10 protein-coding genes are annotated in these 12,244 nt (G+C 73.3%); 5 read left to right on the top strand and 5 right to left on the bottom strand.

Annotation, left to right across the window (positions count from 1 at the left end):
• Positions 1-86: 86 nt before the first annotated feature.
• A complete protein-coding gene (locus BMY97_RS03480; protein ID WP_177231153.1) occupies positions 87-1,115 on the top strand; it encodes a LacI family DNA-binding transcriptional regulator in 1,029 nt (342 codons plus the stop codon).
• 8 nt (positions 1,116-1,123) lie between these two features.
• On the opposite strand, the gene BMY97_RS03475 is transcribed toward BMY97_RS03480, so the two are convergent.
• From BMY97_RS03475 to BMY97_RS03465, 3 genes are all read right to left on the bottom strand, one after another.
• Positions 1,124-1,996, bottom strand: a complete 873-nt coding sequence (locus BMY97_RS03475) for a hypothetical protein (protein ID WP_143086110.1) — start codon at positions 1,994-1,996, stop codon at positions 1,124-1,126.
• On the bottom strand, positions 1,986-2,363 hold the full coding sequence (locus tag BMY97_RS03470) for an RNA polymerase sigma factor (protein WP_091612235.1): 378 nt from the start codon (positions 2,361-2,363) through the stop codon (positions 1,986-1,988). Before BMY97_RS03470 ends, BMY97_RS03475 begins: the two co-directional genes overlap by 11 nt.
• Positions 2,364-2,514: 151 nt before the next feature.
• Entirely contained in the window at positions 2,515-3,534 is a 1,020-nt protein-coding gene (locus tag BMY97_RS03465; protein ID WP_091612232.1) for a C40 family peptidase, read from the bottom strand.
• A 104-nt stretch (positions 3,535-3,638) separates the two neighbouring features.
• Between BMY97_RS03465 and BMY97_RS03460 the strand changes: the two genes are divergently transcribed.
• From BMY97_RS03460 to BMY97_RS03445, 4 genes are read left to right on the top strand one after another with little or no spacing between them, the layout of a single operon-like run.
• Positions 3,639-5,153, top strand: a complete 1,515-nt coding sequence (locus BMY97_RS03460) for a hypothetical protein (RefSeq protein ID WP_091612229.1) — start codon at positions 3,639-3,641, stop codon at positions 5,151-5,153.
• Positions 5,154-5,163: 10 nt separating this feature from the next.
• Positions 5,164-5,712 carry a hypothetical protein gene (locus tag BMY97_RS03455; protein ID WP_091612226.1) on the top strand — a complete coding sequence of 183 codons (549 nt, stop codon included), beginning with the start codon at positions 5,164-5,166 and terminating at the stop codon, positions 5,710-5,712.
• Positions 5,696-8,188 carry an Hsp70 family protein gene (locus tag BMY97_RS03450; protein WP_091612224.1) on the top strand — a complete coding sequence of 831 codons (2,493 nt, stop codon included), beginning with the start codon at positions 5,696-5,698 and terminating at the stop codon, positions 8,186-8,188. Before BMY97_RS03455 ends, BMY97_RS03450 begins: the two co-directional genes overlap by 17 nt.
• Positions 8,185-9,615, top strand: a complete 1,431-nt coding sequence (locus BMY97_RS03445) for a tetratricopeptide repeat protein (RefSeq protein WP_091612221.1) — start codon at positions 8,185-8,187, stop codon at positions 9,613-9,615. Before BMY97_RS03450 ends, BMY97_RS03445 begins: the two co-directional genes overlap by 4 nt.
• Positions 9,616-10,018: 403 nt before the next feature.
• On the opposite strand, the gene BMY97_RS03440 is transcribed toward BMY97_RS03445, so the two are convergent.
• Both BMY97_RS03440 and BMY97_RS03435 read right to left on the bottom strand, forming a co-directional pair.
• Positions 10,019-10,939, bottom strand: a complete 921-nt coding sequence (locus tag BMY97_RS03440; RefSeq protein ID WP_425425219.1) for a CE1 family esterase — start codon at positions 10,937-10,939, stop codon at positions 10,019-10,021.
• A gap of 93 nt (positions 10,940-11,032) precedes the next feature.
• Complete coding sequence (locus BMY97_RS03435) at positions 11,033-12,181, bottom strand: glycoside hydrolase family 3 N-terminal domain-containing protein (protein WP_425425225.1); 1,149 nt, start codon at positions 12,179-12,181, stop codon at positions 11,033-11,035.
• Between the last annotated feature and the right edge of the window lie 63 nt (positions 12,182-12,244).

Below are 12,244 nucleotides of genomic sequence, written 5' to 3'. Positions count from 1 at the left end.
CATTCCGGGAGCGCTCCCGGATTGGTCCCGCTAAGCTGGGCGCGATCATCAGGGCAGCGCCGTCGAGGAGGGCAGGAGGTGACCCAGTGGCGCCCAAATCGGACGACGAGCGGCCGACGCTGGAGGACGTGGCGGCGTTCGCCGGGGTTTCCCGGTCGACGGCTTCGCGTGCGTTGAACGACGACACCTACGTCAGCGCCCGCTCGCGGGAGAAGGTGCTGGCCGCGGCGCGGGACCTCGGCTATTCGCCCAACCAGGCCGCGCGGTCGCTGGTCACGCGGCGGACGGGCGCGATCGCCGTGGTGCTGTCCGAGCCCGAGGCGCGGCTGCTCGACGACCCGTACCGCACCGCGGTGATGCGCGCCGGCTACCGCGAGCTGGCCGACGTCGGCTGCCAGATGGTGCTGATCTTCAGCGACACCCGCGAAGACCTGACGCGCACGGTGCGGTTCCTGGAGGGCGGGCACGTCGACGGGGTGCTGGTGTTCGCGCCCCACCGCGCCGACCCGCTACCGCGCGCGCTGCGGCTGCTGCGGGTCCCGGTGGTCTTCGGCGGCCAGGCGGCCGACCTCCGCCGCGGGGTGCACGTGGTCGACTTCGACAACGAGAACGGCGCGCGCCTGGCCGTCTCGCACCTGGTGGAGGCGGGCCGTCGGCGCGTGGCGACGATCGCCGGGCCGCAGGACCAGGGCGCCCCGATCGACCGGCTCGCGGGCTGGCGCAAGACCCTCGTGGACGCGGGCCTCGACCCGGCCGGGCTGGCCGAGGAGTCGGACTTCACCCTGTCCGGCGGCGCGCGGGCGATGTCGGCGCTGCTCGAGCGGGCTCCGGACCTGGACTCGGTGTTCGTGGCGAGCGACATGATGGCGGTCGGCGCGCTGCGCACCCTCTCCGCCGCGGGTCGCCGCATCCCGGAAGACGTGGCCGTCGTCAGCTTCGACGACAACGCCACCCTGGCCCCGGCCATGACCCCACCGCTGACGTCGGTCCACCAGGACCCGCGTGAGCAGGTGCACGCGATGGTCGTGACCCTGATGCGGTTGCTGGAAGGCCAGGAGATCAAGCCGGGCCAGCAGGTTCTGCCGGTGTCACTGACCGTGCGCGAGTCGAGCTGACTTTCGGTTCAGGGGAACAGTTTCACCGGCGGCGCCCCGGCCTCGGTCGCGACGCCGCGGGTGAAGGACTCGGCCGGGCTGCCGATGTACGTGCCCTCGGCGTCGAAGATCACCACTGCGCCGAGGCCGTCCGATGGCGAGGCGGCGTAGGCCGTGCCGGGGACTCCGTCGAGGTTCCGGGAAGGGCTGGCCGGGGCCAGCAAGGCGGCCGTGCGTTGCAGTGCGCGTGAGAGATCGATGGGCAGCCCGTTCGCGCGGGCGGCGACACGGAGGACGGCAAGCGTGGCGTACGCGCTCGATGGGTGCGGCGCCGAGCCGTTGTTTCCCGGGGCGGCCGCGGCCAGCTGCGCCGCGATCACGGCCGGGTCGCGCGGGGCGCGCGCGAGGAACTCCGGGCTCGGGTTGGCCCAGCCCGGGGCGAGGGTGCAGGCGTCGGCCGCCGCGAGGGTGTTGAACGAAAGGCAGCGGCCGCTCGACGTCGCGGGCTCGCCGGTGCCGACCTGGCTGCGGCGCAGCCACATCCCCGTCGACGGCTCCGGCTGCCAGATCTCGCTCCGCACCCGCTCCCCGGAACCGTCGGCCGAGACCGACAGCGAGTAGTAGAAATGGCCCGGCGCCAGGTGTCCCGGAGTGTCCGAAATGGACGCCGCGGGCGGCGCCGTGGCCGGCCCCTGCGAAACGACGACCACGACCACCGCCAGCGCCAGCGCGGCCGCCGCCACGAGCGTGGCTCCCACCCGGCGTGGTTTCCTTTCCCGCCAAGGGCTCGCGGCGTCACGGGTCCTGCTCGCGCGGGGCGACCACGGCGTGTCCGGCACCGACTCGGCCCGTGCACGCAGAGCGGCGGCGAGGTCGTCTTCGAGGCTCGGGTCAGAGTTCATGCGTCCCGTCCTTCATCCGGCGGCGGAGGGCGGCCAGCGCACGGTGGGCCGTCGACTTGACGGTGCCGGGCGGGATGCCCAGGGTGCGGGCGATTTCGGCCTCCCCCAGCTCGCAGTAGTACCGCAGCACGAGCACCTCGCGCTGACGCGGCGGCAGGCGGTCCAGCGCGCCGAGCAGCTCGCGGTGGGCTTCGGCGGTCAGCAGGTCGCGGTCGGCGGGCGGGGCGGAGTGCGGGCGCAGTTTCGCCAGGTACCGCAGCACGGTGCCGCGCCGCCGCAGCGCCGAGCGCGCCCGGTTGACCACCGCCCGCCGGAGGTAGGCGACGAGATGGTCCTCGTCGTCGACCTCCGGGCGCAGGCGCAGCACGGCCTCGTAACAGTCCTGGACGACGTCGCGCGCTCTCCTGGTCGTCGACCAGCAGCGTCGCCAGCCGGACGAGCGGGGTCCACTGGGCGTGCAGCACCGTCACCACTTCGTCGGCCGTGACGGCGGGTACGGGCATCGGGGGCTTCCTCGGCTACGGGCGGCGGGCCCCGGCGTACTGGCTCTGCAGCGGGGAGATCTTGACGACGTCCCCGGTGTCCGGCGCGTGGACCATCTTGCCGTTGCCGAGGTACATCCCGACGTGGGAGACCGGCGAATAGTAGAACACCAGGTCACCGGGCTGGAGCTGGTCGCGCGGGATCGCGGTGCCGAACGCCGACTGCGCCCGGCTGGTGCGCGGCAGGCTCACCCCCGCCTTGGCGTAGGCCCAGAGCATCAGGCCGGAGCAGTCGAACGCGTTGGGGCCGGTCGCGCCCGTCTGGTACGGCTTGCCCAGCCGGCTCAGCGCCGCGTCGACGGCGGCCTGCGCGGCGCCCGCGGGCGCGCGGACGTCCGGCGGGTCGCCGCCCTCGTCGTGCTGCGCCGCGCGGTCGGCGGAGGTCAGGTCGCCGGCGGCGGCCTCGAGCCGGCGCATCTGGTCGTCGAGGGAGTGCTGCCGGGCCTGGATGTCGGACTTCAGCCGGGCCGCGGCGTCGCGGGCGGCCTGGGCGCGGTGCTCGGCGTCGGCGGCCTTCGCGGTGGCGTCGTTCGCCGCGTGGGTGGCGTCGGCCAGGGTGTCGAGCGCCGCCTGCTGCTTGGCGGCGACCACGTCCAGCGCGGACGAGCGCTGCAGGTAGTCGGCGATGGATTCGCCGCTCAACAGCGCGGAAAGCCGGTTCAGCTCGGAGTTGCCGGTGAAGGCGGCGCCGGCGAACCGGTCCACGTCGACCTGGTGACGCTGTTGCTCGCCGGCCGCCTTCGCGCCGGTGTCCTTCGCCGCCGCGAGATCCTGACCGGCACGCGCCAGGTCGGCCTGCTTCGCGTCGAGGTCGGCCTGGGCGCCGAGCAGGTCCTGGCTGAGCTTCTCGGCCTGCTGCGAAAGTTCGCGGTACTTCTCCAGGGGAGTCGGCTCCGGCGCGGCCGACGCCGTGGCCCCCGCCGCCCCCGCGACGACCACAGCCAGGACCAGCGGCCACCCCCAGCGGCGGCGGGTCCCGTGCTTTCTGCTGTTCATGCCGGGTACACGCGCTCGGCCGCCCGGGGTTCCACCGGTTCGAAGTGACGCCGGTCACTCCGGGGCCGGGACCGGTCCCGGCCGTCCGCCCTAACTTTTGCGGCATGGGTGCGAACGAGGGCCGGAGCCGGACGGCCGCGACACGGCTGAAGGCCGTCGCGACCCCGGAGCTGTACCGCCGCAACCCGTTCCGGATCACCGGCCTCCCGGCGACGGCCACCCGCCGGGCCGTCCGCGAGCGGCGGCTGCGGGTGCTGGGCGCGCTCGAGGTCGGCGGGCGCCCGCCGGGCGTGCCCGAAGACGTGACGCCGGACCAGGTCCGCTCGGCGTTCGACGAGCTGGGCAACACCGAGCACCGGCTCGTCGACGAGGTGTTCGGCCACTGGGGCGCGCCCGAGGACTGCGACTGCCCGCCCCAGCTGCACGACCGGCACGACGCCGCCGTGAAGGCCCACGCCGCGGCGCTGGACGCCGAGGCCGACCGGACCGAGGACCACCCGATGCCGCTGTGGAACGACGCCGCGCGCAACTGGGCGTTCACCCAGCGCAGCGAGGCGTTCTGGCAGCACCTGCGCCACCGGGTCGGCACCAGCGGCGACCGGCGGCTCGACGAGTCCACAGTGGATGGTCTGCGCGCCGCGCTGCCGGGCGCGCTGGTCGCCCCGCTCGTCACGCTGGCCGCCGCCTCGCCCGAGCCCGACCGGCTGCTCGGCTTCCTCTCGATGTGGGGAGTGGACAAGGCCACCGAAGCCGCCGCGCGCACCGAAGCCGCCGGCGACACCTTCAGCCGCGGGGAAGACCTGTTGAAGGAGCTGCGAAAGCTCATCGACAACGGTGGTGCGCGAGAGGCCGCCGAGCGCGCGCTGGGCGAGCTGGCCCCGATGCTGGACCGGCTCGAACGCGTGATGCCGTTCGAGGAGTACCGGCGGGCCGGGCGATTGCGGGAAACGTCGGCGATCGCGGCGAACAACATCGGCGTCGCCCTCTCGGAGGTGCCCGCCTCGTCACGCCGGCTCGTGCGTGACGTGTTCGCGCTCGCGCGCCGGCTGAGCACCGACTCCGAGACCCTCGCGACCATCGGGCGCAACGAGCGGTCCGCGACCACGGCGCCGCTGCCGCCGACCGACGTCGGCCAGCTGTGGAGCCGGGTCACCACCCTGACCCGGCTGGGGCGCTACGCCGAGGCCGAGCAAGCGCTGGAACAGATCCTCGCCCACTCGCGGCGGCCGGGGGACCAGCAGCAGGCCAGGCGCATGATCGCCACGATGCGCCGGCTGCAGGAGAACGGGGTGGTGCCGCCGCCGTCCAAGAAGGCACGGGTGCTGCTGGGGCTGCTGCACACCGCGCTCGGCCTGGCGTTCCTGTCGACGCTGCTGGCTTCGCCGCTGGTTTCGTGCCTGGTGATCGGCATCCTGGGGCTGCTGTTCTGCATCGGCGCGGCGCTCAGCGACCGGGGCAGCACCGGTGGGATGGCCGGGCTGGTGGCCTTCGGGGCCGTGGTGGCCGGCGTCTTCTGGATCGCCCACGCGAGCGGGGCGGCGATCCCCAGCGGGCTGACCGTGCTCACCGCGGTGCTGCTGTTCGTGGTGTTGCCGTCGTGGCTGGCCGGACGAGACTAGGGAGGCGGCTGTGACTGTCACAGGAACGTACGCGCGGTGGCGCGCCGAGGCCCGGCAACGCCGGCAGCACCGGGAGTTCCGCATCGAAGAACCGTTGTGGGGCAAGGAAGAGCGGGAACGGCTACGAGAGCTGGTCACCCAGGTCTCGACCGCGCTCGCGGCCGCCGAACGGCAGTCGGCGACCGCCGGCACCGGCTCGGGACTGTCCGAATCGGACCTCGCGACGGCCGCGACGGCGTTGTGGCGGGCCCGCAAACGGCTCGACGGCGCGGACGACCGGGCCGCGCGCCAGGCCGGCCGGCTGCTCGCGATGAGCCAGGAATCGCTCGAAGCCGCCGGCGTGGCGGTCCAGGACCACGACGGGACGCTGTACGACTCCGGTCTCGCGCTGGAGGTCCTGGTGTTCCAGGACGAACCCGGCTTCACCGCCGAGCGGGTGGTGGAGACCGTGCGGCCGTCGGTGTACCTGGCCGACCGCCGGATCCAGATGGGGCAGGTCATCGTGGGGTGCCCGGTCGCCCCCGGCAACACGGAGGACAGGAATGCGCGACACCATTGACTTCGGCGTCGACCTCGGCACGACGAACAGCGCCATGGCGGTGCTGGACGACGGTGGCGTCGCGATGGTCAAGAACAACGCCCAGAGCGACTACACGCCGTCGGCGGTCTGGATCCCGAAGGCGGGGGTGATCCAGGTCGGCGCCGCCGCCCGCGACCGCCTCGAACGCGACCCGGAAAACGTGCAGATCGAATTCAAGCAGGCCATGGGCTTCGCGGACGTCCGCCGTGAATTCACCCGCTCCGGGCTTTCGCTGACGCCGGTGGAGCTTTCGGCCGAGGTGCTCAAGACGCTGCGCGGTGACGCCGCCCGCCGATTCGGCGAGGCGCCCGCGGCCGCGGTGATCACCGTGCCCGCGGCCTTCCTGCTCAACCAGACCAACGCCACCAGCGAGGCCGCGAAGCTGGCCGGCTTCACCGCGCCGTGCCCGCTGGTGCAGGAGCCGACCGCGGCGGCCTTCGCCTACGGCTTCCAGAACGAGACCAGCAGCGCGTACTGGATGGTGTTCGACCTCGGCGGCGGCACGTTCGACTCGGCCGTGGTCAGCACGGTCGACGGCGAGCTGAAGGTGCTCGACCACGCGGGCGACACGAGCCTCGGCGGCAAGAACATCGACGCCGCGATCGTCGACCGGCTGCTCGCCCCGGCCGCGGCGAAAGAGCTGGGGCTGAAGGACTTCCGGCGGGACAACCCGGCGTGGCGGCGGAACTTCGCGTTCCTTCGCGTCGGCGCGGAGGCGGGCAAGATCGCGTTGTCCCAGTCCGGCCAGACGCAGGTCATGCTGGACCTCCAGCGTGGTGACGGCCAGCCGGAGATGTTCGAATACACCCTGCGGCGCGAGGACGTCGACCAGCTCGCGTGGCCGCTCTACCGGCGGGCGATCACGCTCTGCCGGGAAGCGCTGGCGAAGGCGAACCTGGGGCCGTCGGACATCGACCGGCTGCTGCTGGTCGGCGGCCCGACGCTGTCGCCCAGCCTGCGGGAGCTGCTCGCGGACCCTGCCGAGGGGCTCGGCATCCGGCTGGACCACAGCCAGGACCCGAGCACGGTGGTCGCGCGCGGCGCCGCGGTCTACGCCGGCACGGTCGCGCTGCCGCGCACCGCCGTCGCGCCGAAACGCGGCGAGTTCACCCTCGAACTGTCCTACCCGCCGACCACGAGCCTGACCTCCGTGCCGGTCTCCGGCCGGTGCGCGACGCCGGGCGGCGCCGACTGGAGCCGGTTCCGGATCGCGCTGAACGACCCGGCCCGCCGCCCCTCGTACCGGACCGCGGAGGTGACGCTGGCCGCCGACGGCACGTTCACCGTCGACGCGCTGCTGGCCGACCTGGCGCGCAACCGGTTCGACGTGGAGCTGATGGACCCCTCCGGCGCGCGGGTGCCGGTCAGCCCGGACTCGATCACGATCACCCAGTGGGTCAACGAGATGACCGGGCAGACGGTGGTCAACTCCGTGGGCCTGACCGAGGCCGACGGCACGTTCACCCCGATGCTGCTGAAGAACACCACGTTGCCGGCGAAGGCCAACCAGCCGTTCCACACCACGGTCACGTTGCGCCGCACCGACACCGGCGCGGCGATCCGGATCCCGATCGTCGAGGGCGAGCGCAGGCGCGGCGAGCGCAACCTCGCCGTCGGCCTGATCGAGATCCGGGCCGAAGACCTGCGCCGGGACCTGCCGCGCGGCAGCGAAGTGCAGATGTTCTTCGAGATGAACGAATCCCGGCTGGTTTCGGTGGTCGCCGAGGTGCCGCTGCTGAACGAGGAATTCGACGCCGTGGTCGACCTGAACACCCGGACCGTGCCGGACCCGCCGACGCTGCGGCGGCTGATGAACGAGGTGGAGGCGCGTCACGAGCAGCTGCGCGAACAGGTCGAGGTGACGCGCTCGGACCGCGCCCGCGGCCTGCTGATGCGGCTCGACGACCAGGGCGTGGTGCCGTCGGTCCGCGAGGAAGTGGCCTCCGCGACCACCGACGAGAGCGCCGCCGTTTCCGCGGAGGCCCGGATCCGCGGCGTCCAGGCCGAGCTGGACGACATCGAGGAGGAGCTGCGCGTCCCGGAGGTGCTGGAGCGGGTGCGCGACCAGATCGAGCACTGCCGCGACCTGGTCGACCGCGTCGGCGCCGAGGAGGACCGCACGGAGCTGGCGGACATCGAACGCGGTTACGCCGAGCTGCAGAACACGCGTGACGTGCCCGCCGCCGAGCAGCTTTCGGAGCAGGCCCTGGACCTCCAGGTCCGCCTCCTGCGCCGCGACGGTTCATTGGATGTCGAGATCTTCAACGCCCTGCGCGCATCCCAGGACCGGATGTCGTCCCCGGCCCAGGCCCGCGAACTGGTCCGCGAGGGCGAACGCCTCATCGCGACGAGCAACTGGCCCGCCCTCCCGAGCCTGAATCGCCGCCTGCGCGCCCTGCTGCCGGACGACGGCCGCGGAACCCCGAACAGCGGCATCCAGCAGGAGCGGAAATGACCGGCTCCCTGGACCTGCTCGGCCGTGAACTGACCCTGGCCGAGGCGGCTGAAGCTGCGCGTCGCGGAGACTTCGACGCGGCGGTGCGGTTGCTGGAGCAGGCCGGCGCAGTTGGCTTCGGCGGTGGTGGGCTGACGCGGGGCGGCCGTGGTGACTCGGCGGGTGACGGCTCCTGCGGAGGCGCGCGAGTCGGCAGCGGTGACTCGGAGGCAGGCAACACGCGCGGCGCCGAGCGCAGCGGCACAAAGGGGGATGGCTCGAGCGGCGCCGAGCGCAGCGGCCGGGGCGATCTCGGCGGGCAAGGTGGCCGGGGCGGCACGAAGGGGGATGGCTCGAGCGCCACCGACCGCAGCGGCCGAAGCGATCACGGCGACCGCAGCGGCCGGGGCGATCTCGGCGGGCAAGGTAGCCGGGGCGGCACAAAGGGGACTAGCTCCAGCAACACCGGCCACGGCGACCGCCGCGGCCCGGGCAGTCGGGCTGGCCAGGGCGGCTCTGACGACCGCGGCGACTCCCGCGGTGCCGGGCAAGGTGGCCGCGGTGGTCCTGAGGGGGACATCGCGACCACCTCGGCGCCCAGGGATGGCCGGGCGGCACCGGCTGGTGGCACCGATCCGTGGCCCACCGGCGGCGAACCGGCGCGGCTGGACCTCCTTGCGCGCGTCTACGCCCAAGCCGGGAACCTCGACGCGGCCGACGCTGCCTGGGCGCGGGTGCTGGAGCTGGTGCCGGACGCACCGTCGGCAATGGCGGGGCGGCAGCGGGTGGCGCGGGTGCGGTCGGTGTGGGGCCGTCGGCGGCGGGTGCCGTGGCGGGCGCTTGCGGTGGGGGCGGCCGTGATCGTGGTGGCGGGGGGTGTGGTGGTGGTGACGGTGCCGTTCGGGTCGGCGCCGGCGGTCGTCTCGGGGTCGGCCGCCGGGGCTGCGCCGAACGGGCCCGCCGCGTCGAGCCTGCAAGCCGAGCTGGATCGGCTGAACGCCGCGAAGTTCCGTGACGCCGCCGCGGCCGCCGCCCGGCGGGAGCGGCTCGCGGCGCTCGCCACGGCGTTGGCCGCGCCGGGTGTCCACACCTCGCCCGGCGAAACGGACGTCTCGGTGTCCTTCGACGCCGGCCTGTTCGGTCCGAACGCGACCTCGCCGAGCACCGAGGGCCGCCGGGCGCTCCAGCAGTGGGCCGAAGTCCTCAAAGGACAGTCGGTGCGCGTGACAGTGCTGGGGCACGGTGTCACAGTCGCGGGCGGTCCCGCCACCGGCGGCTCGACGGTCGCCCTCGCGCGGGCGACCTCCGCGGCCCGCGTGCTGGCGACCGCGAGCGGCCTCCCACTGACGGCGTTCGCGATGGGCAGCGCCGACCAGTCCACCGCCGCCCATCCGGACGGCGACCCGGGTGCCAACCGCACCGTCACGCTGCTCGTCATGCCCGCCTGAGCGTCACCGCACCGGCAGCGCCGACCGGTCGAGCGCGGCCCATCCGGACGGCGACCTGGGTGTCAACCGCACCGTGACGTTGCTGGTCGCTCCCGGCTGACGTCACCGCGTCGGCGGTGTCGACCGGTCGGCCGCGGCCCATCCGGGCGGTGGCCCGGGCGCCAACCGCACCGTCACGCTGCTCGTCATGCCCGCCTGAGCGTCACCGCACCGGCAGCGCCGACCGGTCGAGCGCGGCCCATCCGGACGGCGACCCGGGTGCCAACCGCACCGTCACGCTGCTCGTCATGCCCGCCTGAGCGTCACCGCACCGGCAGCGCCGACCCGGTCCACCGCCGCCCATCCGGATGGCGACCCGGGCACCAACCGCACCGTCACGTTGCTGGTCACCCCCGCCTGAACGTCACCGCACCGACAGCGGGTGCGTCCGGAAGAACTGCCAGATCACCGGCGTGGCGTCGATCGTTGTCGGGGTTGCGGAGTCCAGGTTCGGCTTGGTGCTCGGCCAGACGTGTCCGGCGTGCTGCACCTGGAAGTGCACCAGCGAGCAGCCGAGCCACCACTGGGTCACCACGTCGCGCACCGGGGAGAACTCCAGCGGACGCGGGAAGCAGCCGTCGCGCGAGGCCCAGCCCGCCAGCCAGTCCGGAATGGACGGCAGGCCCTTCGCCGGGTTGCCGCCGTACGGGATGGTGGTGTCCGCCGTGCCGTGGAAGTCGATCAGGGGCGCCCGGCGCGAGGGCTCGCACGCGCCGCCCTGCGGGTAGAACGCGCCCGAAACCGGGGCGAACGCCGCGATCCGGCTCGGCAGCCGGCAGGCGAGCACGCCGACGAAACCGCCGCCGTTGGACTTGCCCGCGGCGTAGATCCGGCTCGGGTCCACGCACAGCTGCTGCTGCAGCGAGGTGAGCAGGTCGCTGGTGAACAGCACGTCGTCCACCGGCGCGGAATACGGCGCGCCGCTCCAGGCCGATTCACCGTCCGTCCCGGTCACCCCCTGGGGGTATACCGCGATGGCGTTCGTCTTCGAGAAGCCCGAAAGCTCCTCTTGGTACTGCGAGGTGCGCCCGTGCCCGTGGAACGACAGCACCAGCGGGTACGGCCGCCGCGCGTTGTAGCCGTCGGGCAGGTGGATCAGGTAATCGCGGGCGACGCCGCCGGACGTCAGGTGACCCGTCCCTTCGGCCGGCGCCGGTTTGCCGCAACCGGTGGTGGCCACCGGCCGGTCGACGATCCCGGCGGGCGCCGCGGACGCCGGCGCGGTGATGAGAAAGCTCAGCCCGAGCGCGACCGCGGCTCCGGCGAGAAGACGTTTACACGACACTCGATCCTCCTTGATCGACCGGCAAGCGGGACCAGGATCACACCGGAGGACACCGAACGCGGTGTTGAGTTCATAGAGTTCGCCCGTCAGGGCTCAGCCGCAGGCGCCCTTGGACGTCAGCACCCGCTGCACCGAAGCGGCCACGCGGTCGGCCGGCAGGTCCCCGTCGGCGACCGCCTTCGTCAGCCGGTCGAGCACCTGGCCGACGTTGCCCGAGCCGGAGGAGAACAGGGCTTCGTCGGCGCCCGACTGGAGCGCCTTGAGCACCGCGTCGGGCAGGGAGTACTGGTCGGTGATCGCCTTCATGCCGCCCAGGTCGTCGGTGATCACCGGGCCGGTGAAGTGGTATTCGCCGCGAAGGAGCTGATACGCGGCGGGGGAGATGGACGCCGGGACGCCGTTGGTCAGGTCCGGCACGTCGAGGTGGCCGACCATCACCTCGATCTTCCCGTACTCGGCGATGTTGCGGTACGGCTGGAGGTCCACCTGCCGCAGCTGGTCCAGTGGCGGCGTGGTGACGGTGCCCTTGTGCGAGTCGCCGGAGCCGTGGCCGTGGCCGGGGAAGTGCTTGAGCACCGGCGTGATGCCGCTCTGGCGCAGCCCGTTCGCGAACGCCATCGCGTACTGCCGCACCTTCGCCGGGTCCGCGCTGTAGGAACGGTCGCCGATCACTGCGTCGTCCGGCTCCTCGCTGACGTCCGCGTCGGGCGCGTAGTCGACGGTGACCCCGCGGGCGCGCAGCTGCTGCCCGCGCTGGACGCCGAGCGCGCGCACCTCGTCGGGTGTTTTCGTGGCGGCGAGTTCGCGCGCGCTCGGCAGTGAGCCGTCGAGATCGTCGATGCGCTGAACTCGGCCGCCTTCTTCATCGACCGCGACCGACACCGGGATCTTCGCGGCCGCTTGCACGGCGTTCAACGCACCATTCTGCAACAGCGTGGTGTTATTGCCGCCCACGAAGATTCCGCCGATCTGCTGCGAGCGCACCAGTTCGACCGCCGCGGCCGGATTCCCGGCGTCGACCCCCGGTACGACGAGCTGGGCCACCTGCGCGCGGACGTCCATCGAGGCGACCTTCGCACCGCACGCCGAGGCCGGCAAAGACGGTGCTGCCGCAGGTGGGGAGGCCATGGAGGAGCCGCCGGCGGTGGGCGCGGCCGCCGAGGGGCGCGCCATCGCGGTGCCGGAGATCGTGGGTGAAGCGCAGCCTGAGACGATCCCGGAGAACAGCAGGGCCGCGAAGATTCCCACTGGTAGCCGCTTCCGTGCGTGCGCCTTCATGAATTCCTTACGATCTGCCGCGGGCGG

Origin of the sequence: Amycolatopsis saalfeldensis (assembly GCF_900110575.1) — a bacterium.
Taxonomy (GTDB): domain Bacteria; phylum Actinomycetota; class Actinomycetes; order Mycobacteriales; family Pseudonocardiaceae; genus Amycolatopsis; species Amycolatopsis saalfeldensis.
The sequence above is the reverse complement of the archived record's forward strand: the minus strand, read 5'-3'. Positions and strand labels throughout refer to the sequence as shown.

Bases quoted from the DNA above. Each gene is read 5' to 3' on its own strand.
- BMY97_RS03450 (WP_091612224.1), top strand. From the start codon at position 5,696: ATGCGCGACACCATTGACTTCGGCGTCGACCTCGGCACGACGAACAGC.
- BMY97_RS03465 (WP_091612232.1), bottom strand. From the start codon at position 3,534: ATGAACAGCAGAAAGCACGGGACCCGCCGCCGCTGGGGGTGGCCGCTG.
- BMY97_RS03445 (WP_091612221.1), top strand. From the start codon at position 8,185: ATGACCGGCTCCCTGGACCTGCTCGGCCGTGAACTGACCCTGGCCGAG.
- BMY97_RS03460 (WP_091612229.1), top strand. From the start codon at position 3,639: ATGGGTGCGAACGAGGGCCGGAGCCGGACGGCCGCGACACGGCTGAAG.
- BMY97_RS03475 (WP_143086110.1), bottom strand. From the start codon at position 1,996: ATGAACTCTGACCCGAGCCTCGAAGACGACCTCGCCGCCGCTCTGCGT.